Here is an 18,239-nt window from a genome sequence, read left to right on the forward strand (position 1 = left end):
CCAACGCGGTCGAATGGGGGCGCTACAGGCTTAAATCGTTTTGCTCAAAGAGGCGCCAGAAGTGGTTTGGGATAGCGCGTCCTGTAGCTTCTGCTCTTGTTCTGGAGACAGGGAAGTACGCAAAACCTTGCCCTTGAAGTCTGAGTCTTCCAGTTCTTTCAGGACTTTTTCAGGCTGGAACTTGCGCAGCAGCACGAACAGGGCCGAGGAATCGTTGGGAATGGTCTCGCTCAACGACTTGATAAAGTCGTCATCAATCCCGTAATCGCTCAGCGAGCCCGACAGGGCGCCAGTGCCAGCGCCCAGTGCGCCACCGATGGCAAAGCCTGCCAGCGGGTTAAGAAACAGCAGCCCTACCAATGCGCCCCAAAGGCCGCCGGTGACCAGGCCTGATGTCGCCCCAATGGCTGTCAGGTTTACGCTTTGCTTGATATGGATTTTGCCTTCGGCATTGCGCACAACAATGACCGCATCTTCCAGCTCAACCAGATGCTCTTTGCTCAGCGAAACCATCTTGGTGAGGGCGCGATCGGCTTTTTCGGTGTCTGAAAATCCCACTACGATTAAATCGGACATGTCTTTCATTCCTTGACGGTACAGGTCCAGCCCGGTAACGGGCTGAATTGAGGAGGAGTTTCTCAAGACGTCACAACGCAAACGCCCTGGCGCGCAGTGGTTCAGATGCTTTGAGCCTTCTGCGAGGATTGAGCGTGGTCGCTAACCTTGAAACGGTCAAGTCGACAGGACATATCTCTTGGCAAAGAGACGGGTCTGCAGGAAGAGGGGTGACGCTTTGGCAGGCACGCGTTTTGATTGATTTGAGAAGGGCTGGCTGAGCAGCCCTGACACTCAAGCCTAGGGCTGATACCTCACAGGCTTACGGCTGATCGTTTTTTTCAGGTGCATTCAATCCGGCCTGGATACGTTGATAAATTTCTTCACGGTGAACGGCCACATCTTTCGGCGCGTTGATGCCGATTCTGACCTGTTGTCCGCTGACACCTAAAATAGTGATCGTAATATCGTCACCGATGTTTATGCTTTCACCAACTTTACGGGTGAGTATCAGCATTTTTTTCTCCTTGATGGCTTTGTAAGGCACGTCTCTGAGACGGTGCGGCTTCGGTCATGACTACAGAATACTGCTAAGTGCGTATAAATGCGCCGCTCATTACAGACGACATGGCCAGAGGTTTGATTCCCCATATCGGGAAAATTCTTGCGCATGAACCATAAATTGGGGCGTTTTGGATTTGTTCAAGGAGAGCAAAGGCCGCTGTCCCAGTGATAAAATCTACCCATTCAAACAGACAGGGGAAACGCAGTGCGTAAAGTCATCGTGATGACAGCAATATTGGCCTTGACGGCTTGCGGTCAGGAGTCTAACGATAAAATCCAGCGGGCTAAAGCAGCTTCTGAATCAACAGTAGTCCAGGCGCCAGTTGCGCATTGGGCGCTAGAGATCACTGAAGGCCAGAGAGCGACAATTCCTGACACGACCGGAAGGCTTCTTGACAACGGTTTTACTCCTTACATTTTCGAGAGTGGCGGTGTTCAGCACTTCCTGATCGGGCCGTTTACCACTGAGGCTCAAGCACTTGAGGCCCAGGAAAAAATGAAACTCAAGCCCAAACTCGACGGTATTGAAACCAATGTGATTGAGTTACCCGCCGTCAAATAATCTGCTGCAGCGTCGTGTATTCGCCTAAGCGTAGCTGCCGCAGGCGTTATTCGACGCTTTGTGCAGGAAATATTTGCTCACTCGGCGTTCATCAAAGAAGCACGACGGCAAGGGCACCAGGCATGAGCAATCACAAGATCGAAATTCGGCGCAGCAACGTCGAAAAAATCCTCCTCGGGGCCGAAAAGATTTTTGCCGAAAAAGGGTTTGCCGGAACCGCGATGGCGGACATCGCGGCGCAAGTCCAGCTGCCACGCTCCAACCTGCATTACTACTTCAGTACTAAAACCGAGCTGTACAGCGCCGTCTTGCTGGGGCTGCTTGAGGTGTGGAAGCAGGATGCGCTGTGTTTTGAAACCTACGATGACCCTCGCCTTGTGCTCAGCAGCTATATCCGCGCCAAAATGAACCACTCGCGCACACGGCCCCACGGCTCCAAAGTCTGGGCCAATGAAATGATCCACGGCGCCCCGACCCTGGGCCTGGCGCTGGATGCCAGTCTCTATGACTGGGCGAAGATGAAAGAAGCCAAGATCCGGCAGTGGGTGCTGGACAAGCGAATTCTGCCCGTGGAACCGTCCAGCCTGCTGTACATGATCTGGGCCTCAACCCAGCATTACGCCGACTTCGACCATCAGGTGATGATCATCAACGACCATCAGCCATTGTCCGACATTCAATTTGAGCGGGCGCTGCAAACGGTCACCAGCGTGATCCTGAGAGGGATCGGGCTGGAACCTTGAAGCGCCTGGTTTGTAGTCGCTGCAGAGGCACGAAGGCTGCGAGCCTTTTCAAGACAAGAGCTCGCAGCCTTCGTGCCTCGGCAGCGACTTCGGGCTAACTACGAAGCCACGCAGTACGGGTTACGCGGATCATGGTTCCAGTCCAGGAACGGCAGCCCATTGTTGTGCGGCACCATCTCGATACACGCTTCGACCGGGCAGGTGATTTGACACAGGTTACAGCCCACGCACTCATCCTCGATCACTTCATAACGATGTGTCCCGTCAGCCTGCTTCAAGCTGGAGATGGCCTGGTGTGAGGTGTCTTCGCAGGCAATATGGCAGCGTCCGCAGCCAATACACGCGTCCTGATCGATTTTGGCGATAACCTGATAGTTTATATCCAGATATTTCCAGTCGGTGGTATTGCCCACAGCGCGCCCGGAAAAATCGTCCAGGCTGGTATAGCCTTGACTGTCCATCCAGCGGGACAAACCATCTTTCATCTCGTCGACAATTCGAAATCCGTGGAGCATCGCTGCGGTACAGACTTGAACCGCCCCACAGCCCAGCGCAATAAATTCTGCTGCATCACGCCAACTGCCAATGCCACCTATTCCACAAATAGGCAAGCCCTTGGTCAGCGGATCGCGGGCGATTTCGGCCACCATATTCAGTGCAATCGGCTTGACTGCCGAGCCGCAATATCCACCGTGCGTGCTTTGGCTTCCCACCATCGGCAACGCCACCATGCGCTCAAGGTCGACGCTGGTAATCGAGTTGATGGTGTTGATCAATGACACCGCATCGGCGCCACCGCGATGGGCTGCGCGGGCGCTCAGGCGCACGTCGGTAATGTTGGGCGTGAGTTTGACGATCACCGGCAGCGAGCAATAGGTCTTGCACCAGCGCGTCACCATCTCGACGTACTCGGGTACTTGGCCTACCGCCGCACCCATGCCGCGTTCCGGCATGCCGTGGGGGCAGCCGAAATTCAGCTCAATGCCATCAGCCCCTGTGGCTTCTACCAGCGGCAGGATGAACTTCCATGACTCTTCTTCGCAGGGCACCATCAGGGACACGATCAAGGCCCGGTCCGGCCAGTCCTTTTTGACCTGGGTGATTTCACGCAAGTTGATTTCAAGGGAGCGGTCGGTAATCAACTCGATATTGTTGATGCCCATGACTTCTCGGTTTGGCCCGAAGTGCGCCGAGTAGCGCGAAGACACGTTGACCGCGGCCGGGTCTTCGCCCAGGGTTTTCCAGACCACTCCACCCCAGCCGGCCTCATAGGCGCGTACTACGTTGTAGGCCTTGTCGGTAGGCGGTGCAGACGCCAGCCAAAAAGGGTTAGGCGCTTTGATACCGGCGAAAACAATCGAGAGATCGGCCATTTACGCAGCCTCCTGATCAAGCATGAGTTGGGCATGCATGGCTTCTGCGGCCAGCTTGCCGTGTTGCACGGCCTGTACGGTCAAGTCCTGCCCAAGGGAGGTGCAATCGCCCCCGGCATAGACCCCGGGCACACTGGTGCGCAGTTGCTCGTCTACTTCAATCCGGTCGCCTACCCGTTTAAGTTTTTGCGCCAGAGGATCCCCAAGGGCCGCGTCATCAAAAGTCTGGCCGATGGCCTTGAATACCGCGTCAGCCGCCAGCTCAAAGGTTTCACCGGTACTCACCAGACGCCCGTCCTCAAGGCGGGTGCGAGCAAAGCGCATGCCGCGCACGCGGCCTTGCTCATCCAGCAGCAGCTCTTGTGGCTGGGCCCAGGTCATCAGTCGCACTTGATTGGCCTTGGCAATGTCCTGTTCGTGACCGGTGGCGCCCATGTCTTCGAGCCCCCGGCGATACACCAGATTCACCTCGCGGGCACCCAGGCGGGCCATTTGCACGGCCATGTCGATCGCGGTATTGCCTGCGCCCAGCACAATGCAACGCTCGGCCAGGGGGAGTTGGGTCAGGTCATCGCTTTGGCGCAGCTCGCGGATGTAGTCAGTGGCAGCCAGCAGGCCGGGTGCGTCTTCGTGGGGCAGGCCAAGCAACCGGCTGGCGGCCAGCCCCAATCCCAAAAACACCGAATCAAATTGTTGATGCAGTTCGCTCAAGGTCAGGTTGTCGCCCAGGCGCTGACCGTGGCGCACTTCAATACCGCCGATCTCCAGGACGAAATCCACTTCGCGCTGGGCAAAATCATCCACCAGTTTGTACTTGGCAATCCCGTACTCATTGAGCCCGCCGGACTTCGCCCGGGCTTCGAAAATCACCACTTCATGCCCGTGCAATGCAAGGCGATGGGCGCAGGCCAAGCCCGCAGGGCCTGCGCCGACCACGGCGATGCGTTTGCCGGTAGGAGCCGCACGGGTGAATGGATGCTCGCTGAATTGGGCGTGGTCGACCGCATAACGCTGTAGTAAACCGATCAGTACCGGGGCACATTCCTGGCTGTTGTTGCGCACACAGGCTTGCTGGCACAGCACCTCCGTCGGGCAAACCCGGGCACAACTGCCGCCCAAAATGTTGGCCGAGAGAATCGTGTGCGCGGCGCCCTGGACGTTTTCCTGCTGGATATTGCGAATAAACGACGGGATATCGATCTCGCTGGGGCACGCATTGACGCAAGGTGCGTCGTAGCAATACAGGCAGCGCGAGCTCTCCAGTACGGCTTGACGGGCATTGAGCGGTGGCGCCAGGTCGGTGAAGTGACTGGCCAACACCTGCGCATTTTCATGGGGGTGCGGTAAATGGTTCAGGGACTTGATCACGGTGATTGCCTCACGGTTGTGGGGATCGTCCTGCCTCTGTCGGGCAGTGGTTAGCCACTCAGCGTTTAACAGCCACGGGCTGCTGATGCTCGGCGCGTTTTTTCAGCAAGTCGAACACGGCGGGGTAGGCCGGGCGTTCGATATAGCGGCCCGCTCCGCGTTCTGCCCGCAGATCGCCATCGGCCCACACCACACGGCCCTGACTGATGGTATGGCTGGGGACGCCGCGCACGGTCTTGCCTTCAAAAATATTGAAATCGACTTTTTGATGGTGGGTCTTGGCGCTAATGGTGCGCGTACCCAACGGGTCCCACAGCACCAGATCGGCATCGGCGCCGACCCGGATCGAGCCTTTGCGCGGGTACAGATTGAAAATTTTGGCGGTGTTGGTGGAGGTCAGTGCGACGAACTCCTGCATCGACAACCGGCCTGTGTTTACGCCCTCATCCCAGAGCACTGCCATGCGGTCTTCGATACCTGCCGTGCCGTTGGGGATCTTGCTGAAATCGTCGCGCCCGGCGGCTTTTTGTTCGGCGCAAAAGCAGCAGTGATCGGTGGCTGTCGTGTGCAGATTGCCCGACTGCAGGCCATGCCAGAGTGCTTCCTGATGCCCGCGTGGGCGGAAGGGTGGGCTCATTACGAAACCTGCGGCGGTTTGCCAGTCTGGATGTTGGTACACGCTGTCATCGAGCAGCAGATGTCCGGCCAAAACTTCGCCATACACCGGCTGCCCCTGACTGCGGGCATAGGTGATTTCGTCCAGCGCTTCACGGGTTGACACATGCACCAGATACAACGGCGTGCCAATGGTCTGGGCGATGCGGATTGCCCGGCTGGCGGCTTCGCCCTCAACTTGAGAAGGACGTGACAGCGGGTGAGCTTCCGGTCCTGTCATGCCCTGGGCCATGAGTTTGCGTTGCAGGTGATACACCAGTTCGCCGTTTTCGGCATGCACTGTGGGCACCGCGCCCAATTCCAGGCAACGCTCAAAACTCGCGACCAGAGTGTCGTCTGCGGCCATGATCGCGTTTTTGTAAGCCATGAAATGTTTAAAGCTGTTGACGCCATGCTGGCTGACCAGTTCGGCCATTTCTTCGCGCACCTGTTCGCTCCACCAGGTGATAGCGACATGAAAGCCGTAGTCCGACGCCGACTTCTCTGCCCACCCGCGCCACTGATGAAAAGCTTCCAGCAGGGACTGCTGAGGATTGGGAATGACAAAATCGATAATGGAAGTTGTGCCACCTGCTAAACCGGCTGCCGTGCCACTGAAAAAGTCTTCACTGGCCACCGTGCCCATAAACGGGAGTTGCATATGAGTGTGGGGATCAATGCCGCCGGGCATTAAATATTGACCGCGGCCGTCGAGAACTTCGCAGCCGGATGGAACATCAAGATTAGTACCAATTGCGCGGACGAGACCGTCGGCGCAATAAACATCGGCACAATAACTTTCATCATGGGTCACAAGCGTAGCGCCACGGATTAACAGTGACATACCGAGTTCCTCGCAGGCTGACCGGCTATAACCGGTTCTAAATGTTGTTATTAAAGTTAGCGCACAGGCTGAATCCTGTCACTGGTGTCAGGAATGAAATCTAGAGGGTTGTTGGAAAATGATCAAACTTTATTTTTAATAGCTTAATTAATGTCTAAGTACATGTTTTATATATAAATTATTTTGAATTCACCAAAATGTGGCACGGCCTCACCATTTTGACGCACTTGACAGGATTCAAATATAAGCGAAGTTTCTTATGCTAAATCAGGCGCTTGAGTCAGCGGGAGAAGGGAGAGGTAGCGATAAAAATAAATAAGCGTGCACCGTGATGTTTCAGTGGGCTATATCAAATAAGCGATAAGTCGAAGGTGAACGCCTTTAATAGGAATGAGAGTCATTTGGCTCATGGGTTGAAACAGTTTAAAACAGGGTGTTGCAAGTAGTAACAGCCAGTGTGCGGGGAAGGGGCAAGTAACACGGCACAGTTCTTGATTGTTGCTGCCACAACCGGACGGGCCGATACATAAACGTTAGTGTCCAGGCAAGGGAGCCGCTCTGCGTCAACACGCAGGGCCTCAAAGCACAACCAAGAGCCCCACAACAAGAGAGTGATCGAATATGCAACCGAGCAGATCCAAAGTCACCGAACGTAACGGTTTGTACGAATTGGACGCCGGGCCTGAAGTCCTCGATAGCCCCCGGTACAACCACGACATTGCCCCCACCCAAGTTCACGAACGCACCTGGAACAAATGGCATATCACGGCCTTGTGGGTAGGCATGTCCATTTGTGTACCCACTTACACCTTGGGCGGGGTACTGACCGCCTACTTCGGACTCTCGGTCGGCGAGGCGCTGCTGGCGATTTTGCTGGCCAACATCGTGGTGCTGATCCCGCTGACCCTCAACGCGTTTGCGGGCACCAAGTACGGCATTCCCTTTCCCGTGTTACTGCGTTCCTCCTTCGGCATCATCGGCTCAAACGTCCCTTGCCTGATCCGAGCGCTGGTGGCTTGCGGCTGGTTCGGTATCCAGACCCTGTTTGGCGGCCTGGCAATCCACCTGTTTCTGGGGTCCGTATTCGAGGGCTGGAAAAGCCTGGGCGGGACCGGAGAAGTGATCGGTTTCATGGTGTTTTGGGCATTGAACCTGTGGGTGGTCTTGCGCGGTGCCGAGTCGATCAAGTGGCTTGAAACCCTCTCAGCCCCCCTGTTGGTACTGGTCGGCATCGGTCTGCTGGTGTGGGCATTGCCCAACGTGTCGATGACTGAATTGCTCGCCCAACCCCCCAAACGCCCCGAAGGCGCCAGCGTGTATGGCTACTTCTTTGCAGGGCTGACCGCGATGGTCGGATTTTGGGCCACCTTGTCACTGAACATTCCGGACTTCAGCCGCTACGCAAAAAGCCAGAAAGACCAGATTCTGGGGCAGATCTTCGGGTTGCCGCTGACCATGTTCCTGTTTGCCGCCCTGGGTGTGGTGTTGACCGCCGCCTCGGAAAAACTGGTAGGCGTTACGGTGTCCGATCCGGTCAGCCTGATCGGTCATATTCAAAGCCCGGGCTGGGTGGCACTGGCCATGGCGCTGATCATCATCGCGACCCTGTCGACCAATACTGCCGCCAATATCGTGTCGCCCACCAATGACTTCCAGAACATTGCGCCCAAGCTGATCAACCGCACCAAGGCGGTGATGCTGACCGGGCTCGTTGGTCTTGCGCTGATGGCCCATGAGCTGCTCAAAAAGCTCGGTTTGCTGGTGTCCGATGTGAGCCTTGAAACCGTGTATTCCAACTGGCTGCTGGGCTACTCCAGTCTACTGGGGCCGATTGCCGGGATCATGGTGGTCGACTATTTCATTATCCGTCGGCAAAAACTCGACCTCGCCGGGCTCTACCACGACGGCGTGTACCCGGCCTGGCACTGGAACGGGTTTATCGCGTTTGGCATACCCGTGGTGCTGACCTTGCTGTCGCTGGGTAGCAGCGCCTTCAGCTGGTTCTACGACTTTGGCTGGTTTACCGGCTCATTGCTCGGAGCCGGAATTTATTACGGACTGCATCGCATGAGCAGCCAGCAAGCAGAAACCGTCAAAGGCACGGTTTAAAACCAATTCCTATAAAAACTGCCTGAGGAAAACATCATGAATGCCCCACAAGACCTTCAGCAGCACCCCATGCAATCGATCAATGGCGACCGCCTGTGGGCTTCGCTGATGGAAATGGCACAGCTTGGCGCCACGGTAAAAGGTGGGGTGTGCCGCCTGGCCCTGACCGACCTCGACCGTCAGGCCCGTGACCTGTTCGTTCGCTGGTGCGAAGACGCGGGCTGCACCGTCAGCGTGGATGCGGTGGGCAATATTTTTGCCCGCCGCCCCGGGCGCAATCCCGACTTGCCGCCGGTGATGACCGGCAGCCACATCGACACCCAGCCCACCGGTGGCAAGTTTGACGGCTGCTTCGGCGTGCTTGCCGGGGTTGAAGTGCTGCGCACGCTAAACGACCTCAATATCGAGACCGAAGCCCCCCTGGAAGTCGTGGTCTGGACCAATGAAGAAGGCTCGCGATTTGCACCTTGCATGATGGGTTCGGGCGTCTTTGCAGAAAAATTCACCCTGGAAGAAACCCTGGCCAAAACCGATGCCCAGGGTGTAACCGTCGGCGAAGCCTTGAATGCCATTGGTTACGCGGGTAGCCGCAAAGTCAGCGGCCATCCCGTGGGGGCATACTTCGAAGCCCATATCGAGCAGGGCCCTATCCTTGAAGACGAGCACAAAACCATTGGTGTGGTGCTCGGGGCTCTGGGGCAGAAATGGTTCGACCTCAACCTGCGCGGCGTCGAAGCCCACGCCGGGCCGACCCCCATGCACCTGCGCAAAGACGCACTGGTCGGTGCCGCTGCGGTAGTCGCCGCCGTCAATCATGCCGCTCTCGGCCATCAACCCCACGGCTGTGGCACCGTAGGCTGCCTTCAGGCCTACCCTGGATCGCGCAACGTGATCCCCGGCGAAGTGCGCATGACCCTGGACTTCAGACATCTGCTGCCTGAGCGGCTTGACTCGATGATTGAAGAAGTACGTGGAGTGATAGAAGCCACGTGCAAGCAACATGGCCTGAGTTTCGAACTCACCCCAACGGCAGATTTCCCGCCGCTGTACTTCAATCCTGATTGCGTCAACGCCGTGCGTGAGGCCGCCAACGAACTGGGCTTGTCCAACATGGATATTGTCAGCGGGGCGGGGCACGACGCAATATTCCTTGCCGAACTTGGGCCCGCGGGCATGATTTTTGTGCCCTGCGAAGGCGGGATCAGCCACAACGAAATCGAAAACGCCGACCCCAAGGACCTGGCAGCGGGATGTGCGGTCCTGCTCAAAGCCATGTTGGCCGCGTCTAAAACAGTAGCGCAGGCAAACTGATCACCGAACGCTCTCCCAAGGGCTGATAGGAGTCAGCCCTGCCACCCACCCCCCAACGCCGTCAACAACCCCACGCTGGCCTGCAACTGCCGGGTGCGAAGTGCCTGCACCTGGCGCTGGGCTTGCAGCGCTGCCGTTTGTGCCGTCACCACATCCAGATAACTCACTGCCCCGGCTTCATAGCTGTGGGTGGCGATTACCTGGGTGTGTTCGGAAGCATTGGCGGCGGCTTGTTCGTCGAGGCTTTCCTGTTGCAGGTCGCGCAGTTGGGCCAGGTTGTCTTCGACTTCACGTACGGCATGTAGCACTTGCCCTCGGTAATGGGCCGAGGCTTCTTCAAACTCGGCCCTGGCCTGGCGCTCCTGACCATCGAGCCTGCCGCCGTCAAAAATCGGCAAGCTGATCAGTGGCCCCAAGGCCCAGAAGCGGTTGCTGGCGGCCAGTAAATTGCCGCTGCCCTGGGTTTGCCCGCCGAGCAGGCCCGTCAAGCTGAAGTCCGGGTACCAGGCCGCTTTTGCCACGCCGATCGCGGCATTGGCGGCAAACACCCGACGCTCGGCCGCGGCAATGTCGGGGCGGCGTTGCAGCAGGGTGCTTGGCAGGGTTCGGGGCTGATCGGGCAGGTTCAGCGTCTGTTCACTGGCCGCCAGCTGGAAGTTGCTGGCGGGTTCGCCCACCAGTTCACCCAGGGCGTGTTCGGTCAGGTTGCGCTGGGCACGTATGTCGTCCAGTTGAGCCTCGGCTTCGGCCAATTGGCTTTGGGCGCGGGTCAGGTCGAGCTCGGAGGCTATTTGCCCCTGATAGCGGGAACGGGTCAGTTGCAGGGCCTGGCTGTAATCATCCAGTGAGCGGGACAAGATGCGACGTTGCGCATCCAGTCCGTCGAGTTGCACATACAGGCTGGTCAGCTGACGTTGCAGACTTAGACGCGCGACGGCCAGATCATCCGCCGAGGCTTGTGCCCGGGCATCGCCTGCCGCCACCTGATTGCGGATTTTCCCCCACAGGTCGAGGTCAAAATTCAACGCGAATCCAGCGGTATTGCTGTTGTAGACCGACGGCTGAGTCGTGCCCCGCAAGGGGCGGTTGTCCGATTGACGTTGGCGCAGCGGTTGCCCGCTGGCAGTCAGTTGCGGGAACAATCCTGCGTGCAACTGGCTGGCATACGCCTGCGCGCCATCGAAGTGGGCCAGCGCGGCTGCCAGGTCAGGATTGGCCTTGAGCAACTGCTCTTGCAGGCTGTTCAGGCGCGCATCCTGATAAACCCGCCACCATTGCGACGACAGTTGATCGGCAGGTTGCGCGCTGTGCCACGGGCCATCACTGCTTTGCTCGCGGTAGTGCGTGGGCAAGTCCAGCGTCGGGGTTGTGTAGGTGGGCGCCAGGGAGCAGCCCTGCAGCGTCATGGCCAGGAACAGGGCGGCGTGTTTAAGCCTTGGCTGCATGGGACGCTCCTGCATCGGCCAGTTTGACCCTGTCGCCTTCGCGCAAGGCATCGGGCGGGTTGTCTATGACCGTGTCGTGCGCTTCAAGGCCTTGATCGATCACCAGCCGCTCGCCCAAATCGAGGCCAACATGAATGTTCTGCAAATGCACCTGTTGCGCGCTGTCGAGCACGGCCACTTGGGTGCCTTGGGCGCGAAAGATCAGCGCACTGGCCGGGATGCTAACGCCGTGAGTGTCCGCCGGGATGGCCAGAGTCGCTTGGGCGTAGTCCCCCGGCATCAGGGCGTCGCCGGGGTTTTGCGCCACAAACTGCGCCATCAGGGTGCCGGAGCGCTGATCAATCGAGGTCGAGTTGCCAATCAGGGTGGCGCTGAATATTTTTCCCGGATGCTCCGGCACGCTGAGCTGCACTTGCATGCCGGTGCGGATCACGCTGGCGTAGTTCTGTGGCACCGGTACGTAGAGTCTCAGTTGGTGGGTGTCGGCAATATCAAACAACTCGGTGTCGCTGTCGGTATCGGCCTTGATCAACTGACCAATGTCGGTGTTACGTGCCGTGATGGTTCCGGCGAACGGCGCACGTATGGTCTTGTAGGCTTCCAGCGTTGAGAGGCGTGCGTAGTCGGCTTCTGCGGCTTGGGCATTGGCCTGGGCAGCGTCGGCGTTTGAGTGTTTTTCGTCGGCCTCCTGACGCGAAACCGAATGACTGGCCAGCAGGTTTTGCCAGCGTGTGGCGGTGGTTGTCGCGAGCCTGGCGTTGGCTTGTGCCTGCAGCATGTGGGCATGGGTTTGCGCCAGTTGCTGATCGAGATCAGGGCTGTCGATAACGGCCAGTACCTGGCCCGCTTTGACCTTGCTGCCGATATCGGTTTGCCAGCTTTTCAGGTAACCGTTGACCCGTGCATGAATCGGCGCCTTGCTCCAGGCTTCCAGATGCGCGGGCAGGCGCAAGGTGTCGCCGTGGGCGTTATGCATGGGCTGAAACACGCTGACAATCGGCAGGGCAGCCGCTTCGGTCCATTGGCTCACCGCGTGTTCGTGGCGACTGCGTGCTGCCAGCCCATTGGCTACCAGCAGTGCGGCCAGGGTCAGGCCACCGATGCCCAGGTACATCAAGCGCTTGCGCGAGGGTGTTTGATCAGATGACATGAGGCGTTTCTCCAGCAGCGCGATTTCTTTCACCGTCGTGCACCAGGCTGAACACCACGGGCACGAACAGCAGGGTGGCAACGGTTGCCAGCATCAGACCGCCAATGACGGCGCGTCCCAGCGGCGCGTTCTGTTCTTCTGACAAGGCCAGTGGCAGCATGCCGATCATCATCGCCAGTGCGGTCATGCACACTGGCCTGAAGCGCGTGTAGCCCGCTTCGAGTGAGGCCTTGAGAGCATCGCCATGTTCGGCCAGGCGCTCTCGGCAAAAGCTCACCACCAGAATCGAGTTGGCTGTCGCCACCCCCATGCACAAGATGGCTCCGGTCAAGGCGGGAACCGACAACGAGGTACCGCTCAGGAACAGCATCCACACGATCCCGGCCAGGGCGGCGGGCAGGGCGGTGATGATCACGAAAGGATCGACCCATGACTGGAAGTTGACCACGATCAGCAGGTAGATCAGCACGACCGCACCCAGCAAGCCCAGGCTCAGGCCACTGAACGCTTCATGCAGGGCGTCGATCTGACCGTGCAGGCTGACTATTGCACCTTTGTGCCGCAGGTCGGACGCACCATCAATGACCTTTTGCACATCCGCCGCCACCGAGCCCAGATCGCGACCCTGAATATTGGCGTAGAGGTCCAGTGTCGGCTGGATGTTGTAGTGGGTGACCACGGCCGGGCTCTCGACCCGGCTGATGGTCGCCAACCCGCCCAAGATTTGAGACTGGCCGTTGCTGCCCGTCACCGGCAAGGCTTCAAGGGCAGGCAGGCTGTCCAGGCGATATTGCGGGGTGGCGGCAACCACGCCATAAGACACGCCGTTTTGCGGGTTGAGCCAGAAAGTCGGTGCCACCTGTGAACTACCGGCCAGCGAGGCCACCATGCTGTTGGTCACATCGCGCTCGGTAATCCCGAGGCCATTGGCCCGTTGGCGATCCACGTTGACTTGCAGCGACGGGTAGCCCACCGATTGCTGAATCCGCAGATCGGCAATGCCCGGCACATGCTGCAAGCGCCGTTGCAGTTCCAGGGCGTAGGCGCGGTTGGCCGCGTCATCACGGCCGGAGATTTTCACGTCCAGTGGGGCAGGGGTGCCGAAGTTGAGAATCTGGGTGCTGATGTCCGCAGGCATAAACGCAAACTGGCTGCCGGGAAAGCTTTCGGGCAGGGCTTCTCGCAAGCGTTTCACGTAATCGGCGGTGGGACTGTGATCGGTCTTGAGGGCGACTTGAATATCGCCGTCCTGTGGGCCGATAGTGCCGCTGCTGCTGTAGGCCATATCGATACCACTCAACGGAATCCCGATGTTGTCGATGATGGTGTCCAGTTGATCGGCAGGGATGATTTCCCGGATGCGGGATTCGATGCGATCGAAGTCGGCGGCGCTTTCCTCAATCCGGGTACCCAGCGGCAAGCGCACATGCAGGGCCAGGGCCCCGGCATCGGTGGCCGGGAAGAAGTCCTGGCCCAGGCTTGGCAGCAACGCAAACGAGGCCAGAACACAGGTCATAAAGCCCAGCAAAAAGCGTTTGCGATGGGCCAGCGCCAGCTCCAGCACTGCGTAATAGACGTCACGCACGGCCGAAAAACGGCGTTCGAACCCAAGCTGGAAGTTCAGCAGTGCGCGCACGGGCGCCGGGTGCTGTCGGGTGTGTTGATCGCCTTCGTGATGGTTGATGTAGCCGTCTTCCGGATGATGCCCTGCACCTTGCTCCGTTACATGTGGCTTAAGCAGAAACATAGCCAGGGTGGGCACCAAGGTACGCGACAGAATGAACGAGCTGGCCATGGCGAAAATCACCGACAACGCCATGGGGCGGAACAGGTAGCCGGCAATGCCCTGCAACATGAACATGGGCACAAACACAATGCAGATACACAGCAGCGACACGAATGCCGGGCCGACAATCTGTTTGGCACCCTCGAGAATCGCATCACGAACCGATTTGCCTTGTTCAAGGTGCCAGTTGATGTTCTCGATAGTCACCGTCGCATCGTCCACCAGAATCCCTACCGCCAACGCCAGCCCGCCCAGGGTCATGACGTTCAGGGTTTGCCCGCTGAGGGCCAGCAGGGCTATGGCCGACAGCACGGCCAGTGGAATCGACACGGCAATGATCAGGGTGGAACGCCAGCTGCCCAGAAACAGCAAAATCATTGCACTGGTCAGCAAGGCGGCAATGATCCCTTCCTGGGCCACGCTGCCTACCGATTGTTTGACGAATACCGAGGCATCCCCCAGCAGCGAGGTCTTGAGAGAGGGCGGCAAGGTTTCGTTGATTCGCGGCAGCATCCCGCGAATACCGTCGATGATGGACAGGGTCGAGACAGTGCCGTTCTTCAATGCCGGCATCAGCACGGCACGATGACCGTCCACGCGCACGATGTTGGTTTGCGGCGGTGAGCCGTCGCGCACATGGGCCACCTGGCCGATGGTGATGAGCGCGCCGTTAACGGTTTTGATCGGCAAGTCGTTCAGCTCGTCGATGGCCTTGGGGCTGTTGTTGAGCAGCACCGTGTATTCATAGGTGCCTAGCTTTGCCGTGCCCACCGGTACGATCTGGTTTTGCGCTGCCAGTGCATTGCCCACGTCTTGTGCCGACAAGCCTTTGGCCGCCAGTGCTTGCGGGTCAAGATCAAGGGTGATCTGGCGCTGCTTGCCGCCCATGGGTGTCGGCATGGCCAGACCGGGCAAGGCACTGAGGGGCAGGCGGATATTGTTCTGCACCAGGTCGCGGATTTTGGCTTCCGACAGTGTCGGGCTGGAGAACGCCAGTTGCAGGATCGGTACCGTGGAGGCGCTGTAATTGAGGATCAGCGGTGGCGTGATCCCCGGGGGCATTTGCTTGAGCACGGTTTGCGACACGGCGGTGACTTGCGCGTTGGCCGTACGAATATCAACGCCGGGTTGAAAGAAAATTTTCACGATACCCATGCCGGGTAAGGACTGGGACTCAATATGTTCGATGTCGTTGACCGTGGTACTCAGCGATCGCTCGTAGGTGTAGATAACCCGTCCTGCCATGTCGGCAGGTGCCAGCCCGGTGTACTGCCACACCACCGCGACAACCGGAATGCCAATGTCCGGGAACACATCCGTAGGGGTACGTACAGCCGCCAGCGGCCCAATGATGCAAATGAAAATCGCCAGCACGATAAACGTGTAGGGCTTGTGCAGTGCGGTCTTTACCAGCCCGAGCATGCCTGAACCTCCGAGGAGTGGAATTGCAAACCTCGGCAGTCTCACCGTCCACACCTAACGATCAGCTTTCAGCAACGTGAAGGATCCTTTAGGAATGGCCTGAAAATCCCTTCATTTTCATTCATTTGGCCGCAGAGCCGATGAGCGCCAAGCTTGAATCCTGTTCGACGGACCAGCCTTGGTCCCTGTCGCTTTTTTGCTTTTTTTGCGAGGCGCACGTGCAATGACTTTTAAACCGCTGCTGCTGATTCCGTCCCTTGGCATGGTGCTGTTGCTGTCGGCCTGTGCTGGCCCCATGCCCCAGCAGGACCCGAGCGAAGCCTGGATCAGCCTGAAAGAAGAAGGCAACAGTGACCTGATGGCCGAGCGCGTGGATGGTAAAAACGTCAACGATGGCCGTTACTTTGAAGTCACTCCCGGCGCGCACCGTCTGGATGTCACCTTGTTTGACGGCGCCACGGGTGATGAAAACCAGGTGGATTGCCAGGGCAAGGTCAACTACACCGGGTTCAGGGCCGGTGAGCACTACGAACTGATCGAATCGAGCCTTGGACCTGAAGTCAGCGCAAGGCTGGTGGACGGGCATGGCAAGGAAGTGGCGCACACGGCTGATTTCACCTGTATGCCGGGGTAAGTGCCACGATCGTCGTAGCAGCTGCCGTAGGAACGAGGCTGCGTTCGGCGACGCAGTCGTCGCAAGATCAGGCGCTTGGGTGTGTCAGGCATATTGAGTGCCCAGGTTTCACGACGGCTTCGTCGGGGTGCCGCACCACGCGAACGCAGCCTCGTTCCTACGGCAGCTGCTACAGGGCTTTGGGGTGTTGTCTAGAACGAACGCACGATCTTGCCCAATGTCTCCATGGCCTTTTCGCATGCCGAGTCCCACGGGCTGCCGTAGTTCAGGCGGATGCAGTTGCGAAAGCGCTGGGTGGCCGAGAAAATCGGGCCCGGTGCGATGCTGATGCCTTGGGCCAGGGCCATCTGGAACAGCTTGAGCGAGTCCATTTGTTCAGGCAGTTCGAGCCACAAAAAGTAGCCGCCCGAGGGCTGGCTGACACGGGTTTGGGCCGGGAAGTAACGGGCAATCGCTGCCAGCATCGCGCTCTGTTGTTCTTCCAGGGCATAACGCAGCTTGCGCAGGTGACGGTCGTAGCCGCCGTGCTGCAGGTAATCGGCGATGGCAGCCTGGGCGGGCATCGAGGCGCACAGCGAGGTCATCAGTTTTAGCCGCTCGATTTTCTGCGCGTACCGTCCCGCAGCCACCCAGCCGATGCGATAGCCCGGGGCCAGGCTTTTGGCAAACGAGCCGCAATGCATCACCAGCCCCTCAGTATCGAACGCCTTGGCCGGTTTGGGTGCGTGCTGGCCGTAATACAGCTCGGCGTAGACATCGTCTTCAATCAAAGGCACTTGATGGCTGCGCAGCAGTTCGACCAGGGCCTGTTTCTTGGCCTCGGGCATGGTCGCGCCAATCGGATTCTGAAAACTGGTCATACACCACACGGCCTTGATCGGGTGGCGCTCGAGGGTTTGTGCCAGCACCCCGAGGTCGATGCCATCACGGGGATGCACCGGGATTTCTACGGCCTTGAGTTTGAGCCGCTCAAGCACTTGCAGGCAGGCGTAAAACGCAGGAGCTTCGATGGCCACCAGGTCGCCGGGCTCGGTGACGGCTTGCAGACACAGGTTCAGCGCCTCCAGCGCGCCATTGGTAATCAGCAGTTCCTCCATGGGCAACATCAACCCGCCAACCATGTACCGCAGGGCGATTTGCCGGCGCAGTTGCGGGTTGCCGGGGGACATGTCGGTGACCACCATGCGCGGGTCCATCTCGCGGCTGGCGGTGGCCATCGAACGGGCAAGCCGCTGCAGCGGAAACAGCATCGGGCTTGGGAATGCCGAGCCAAATGGCACGGTGTGGGGGTCTTTTATCGAGTCCAGTACCGAGAACACCAGGGCGCTGACATCCACCTGGGTGGACTCGGTGACCTGGCTGCTGAACACCGGTTCGCAAAAAGGGGTAGGCGCATGCACATTGACGAAGTAGCCCGAACGCGGCTTGGCTCGAATCAGGCCGCGGCGCTCCAGCAGGTAATAGGCTTGAAACACGGTCGAAGGACTGACGCCGTAGGTCTGGCTGGCATAGCGCACCGAAGGCACGCGCTGGCCGGGGCCGAGCACCCCGCTGCGAATCAGTTCAGCAATATCGTCGGCGAATTTTTCGTAGCGTTTCATTGGATAGGGCTCGGTCCGGCGTGAGTGACACACATCAAGCATCTGTGGAAGCGAGCCTGCTTGCGATGCATGCAGCGCCGTGCTGCCGTCGCGAGCAGGCTCGTTCCACAAGGGTTGT

General features: G+C 58.6%; 14 protein-coding genes. 5 read left to right on the plus strand and 9 right to left on the minus strand.

Annotated elements, in window-relative coordinates; translation table 11 throughout:
• Window positions 1-30 precede the first annotated feature (30 nt).
• A complete protein-coding gene (locus TU76_RS14920; RefSeq protein ID WP_019828914.1) occupies window positions 31-576 on the minus strand; it encodes a DUF1269 domain-containing protein in 546 nt (181 codons plus the stop codon).
• A gap of 301 nt (window positions 577-877) precedes the next feature.
• Complete coding sequence (gene csrA / locus TU76_RS14925) at window positions 878-1,072, minus strand: carbon storage regulator CsrA (protein ID WP_019828915.1); 195 nt, start codon at window positions 1,070-1,072, stop codon at window positions 878-880.
• Window positions 1,073-1,324: 252 nt separating this feature from the next.
• Between csrA and TU76_RS14930 the strand changes: the two genes are divergently transcribed.
• Together TU76_RS14930 and TU76_RS14935 are read left to right on the plus strand one after the other, a co-directional pair.
• Window positions 1,325-1,681 carry a hypothetical protein gene (locus TU76_RS14930; protein WP_048351965.1) on the plus strand — a complete coding sequence of 119 codons (357 nt, stop codon included), beginning with the start codon at window positions 1,325-1,327 and terminating at the stop codon, window positions 1,679-1,681.
• 122 nt (window positions 1,682-1,803) lie between these two features.
• Window positions 1,804-2,424, plus strand: a complete 621-nt coding sequence (locus TU76_RS14935; protein WP_019828917.1) for a TetR/AcrR family transcriptional regulator — start codon at window positions 1,804-1,806, stop codon at window positions 2,422-2,424.
• Window positions 2,425-2,522: 98 nt separating this feature from the next.
• On the opposite strand, the gene preA is transcribed toward TU76_RS14935, so the two are convergent.
• Genes preA through hydA form a run of 3 tightly spaced genes read right to left on the minus strand, consistent with a single transcriptional unit; the run spans window position 2,523 to window position 6,663 of the window.
• Window positions 2,523-3,797: an NAD-dependent dihydropyrimidine dehydrogenase subunit PreA gene (gene preA / locus TU76_RS14940; RefSeq protein WP_019828918.1), complete on the minus strand. Its 1,275-nt coding sequence runs from the start codon at window positions 3,795-3,797 to the stop codon at window positions 2,523-2,525.
• Window positions 3,798-5,165 (minus strand): NAD(P)-dependent oxidoreductase, encoded by a 1,368-nt coding sequence (locus TU76_RS14945; RefSeq protein WP_048351966.1) that lies wholly within the window; start codon window positions 5,163-5,165, stop codon window positions 3,798-3,800. It abuts the gene before it with no gap.
• Between the two features lie 58 nt (window positions 5,166-5,223).
• Window positions 5,224-6,663: a dihydropyrimidinase gene (gene hydA, locus TU76_RS14950; protein ID WP_048351967.1), complete on the minus strand. Its 1,440-nt coding sequence runs from the start codon at window positions 6,661-6,663 to the stop codon at window positions 5,224-5,226.
• 621 nt (window positions 6,664-7,284) lie between these two features.
• On the opposite strand from hydA, the gene TU76_RS14955 reads away from it, so the two are divergent.
• Entirely contained in the window at window positions 7,285-8,772 is a 1,488-nt protein-coding gene (locus TU76_RS14955) for an NCS1 family nucleobase:cation symporter-1 (RefSeq protein ID WP_019828921.1), read from the plus strand.
• Window positions 8,773-8,808: 36 nt separating this feature from the next.
• The gene (locus TU76_RS14960) at window positions 8,809-10,083 is read left to right on the plus strand and encodes a Zn-dependent hydrolase (protein WP_048351968.1); all 1,275 of its coding nucleotides are present in this window, start codon (window positions 8,809-8,811) and stop codon (window positions 10,081-10,083) included.
• Between the two features lie 32 nt (window positions 10,084-10,115).
• Here the strand turns inward: TU76_RS14960 and TU76_RS14965 are convergent, their stop codons facing one another.
• Genes TU76_RS14965 through TU76_RS14975 form a run of 3 tightly spaced genes read right to left on the minus strand, consistent with a single transcriptional unit; the run spans window position 10,116 to window position 15,886 of the window.
• Window positions 10,116-11,528: an efflux transporter outer membrane subunit gene (locus tag TU76_RS14965; protein WP_048351969.1), complete on the minus strand. Its 1,413-nt coding sequence runs from the start codon at window positions 11,526-11,528 to the stop codon at window positions 10,116-10,118.
• Complete coding sequence (locus TU76_RS14970; RefSeq protein WP_048351970.1) at window positions 11,512-12,678, minus strand: efflux RND transporter periplasmic adaptor subunit; 1,167 nt, start codon at window positions 12,676-12,678, stop codon at window positions 11,512-11,514. Before TU76_RS14970 ends, TU76_RS14965 begins: the two co-directional genes overlap by 17 nt.
• Window positions 12,668-15,886 (minus strand): efflux RND transporter permease subunit, encoded by a 3,219-nt coding sequence (locus TU76_RS14975; protein WP_048351971.1) that lies wholly within the window; start codon window positions 15,884-15,886, stop codon window positions 12,668-12,670. Before TU76_RS14975 ends, TU76_RS14970 begins: the two co-directional genes overlap by 11 nt.
• A gap of 223 nt (window positions 15,887-16,109) precedes the next feature.
• On the opposite strand from TU76_RS14975, the gene TU76_RS14980 reads away from it, so the two are divergent.
• Window positions 16,110-16,520 (plus strand): PA0061/PA0062 family lipoprotein, encoded by a 411-nt coding sequence (locus TU76_RS14980; protein ID WP_019828928.1) that lies wholly within the window; start codon window positions 16,110-16,112, stop codon window positions 16,518-16,520.
• A 191-nt stretch (window positions 16,521-16,711) separates the two neighbouring features.
• On the opposite strand, the gene mapR is transcribed toward TU76_RS14980, so the two are convergent.
• Window positions 16,712-18,121: a GntR family transcriptional regulator MpaR gene (gene mapR / locus TU76_RS14985; RefSeq protein WP_048351972.1), complete on the minus strand. Its 1,410-nt coding sequence runs from the start codon at window positions 18,119-18,121 to the stop codon at window positions 16,712-16,714.
• Window positions 18,122-18,239 lie beyond the last annotated feature (118 nt).

Source organism: Pseudomonas psychrophila (assembly GCF_001043005.1).
Lineage (GTDB): Bacteria > Pseudomonadota > Gammaproteobacteria > Pseudomonadales > Pseudomonadaceae > Aquipseudomonas > Aquipseudomonas psychrophila.

Coding starts and splice junctions, on each gene's coding strand:
- csrA (WP_019828915.1), bottom strand. CDS start 1,072: ATGCTGATACTCACCCGTAAAGTTGGTGAAAGCATAAACATCGGTGAC.
- TU76_RS14975 (WP_048351971.1), bottom strand. CDS start 15,886: ATGCTCGGGCTGGTAAAGACCGCACTGCACAAGCCCTACACGTTTATC.
- TU76_RS14955 (WP_019828921.1), top strand. CDS start 7,285: ATGCAACCGAGCAGATCCAAAGTCACCGAACGTAACGGTTTGTACGAA.
- TU76_RS14970 (WP_048351970.1), bottom strand. CDS start 12,678: ATGTCATCTGATCAAACACCCTCGCGCAAGCGCTTGATGTACCTGGGC.
- preA (WP_019828918.1), bottom strand. CDS start 3,797: ATGGCCGATCTCTCGATTGTTTTCGCCGGTATCAAAGCGCCTAACCCT.
- TU76_RS14965 (WP_048351969.1), bottom strand. CDS start 11,528: ATGCAGCCAAGGCTTAAACACGCCGCCCTGTTCCTGGCCATGACGCTG.
- TU76_RS14920 (WP_019828914.1), bottom strand. CDS start 576: ATGTCCGATTTAATCGTAGTGGGATTTTCAGACACCGAAAAAGCCGAT.
- TU76_RS14935 (WP_019828917.1), top strand. CDS start 1,804: ATGAGCAATCACAAGATCGAAATTCGGCGCAGCAACGTCGAAAAAATC.
- TU76_RS14960 (WP_048351968.1), top strand. CDS start 8,809: ATGAATGCCCCACAAGACCTTCAGCAGCACCCCATGCAATCGATCAAT.
- hydA (WP_048351967.1), bottom strand. CDS start 6,663: ATGTCACTGTTAATCCGTGGCGCTACGCTTGTGACCCATGATGAAAGT.
- TU76_RS14980 (WP_019828928.1), top strand. CDS start 16,110: ATGACTTTTAAACCGCTGCTGCTGATTCCGTCCCTTGGCATGGTGCTG.
- mapR (WP_048351972.1), bottom strand. CDS start 18,121: ATGAAACGCTACGAAAAATTCGCCGACGATATTGCTGAACTGATTCGC.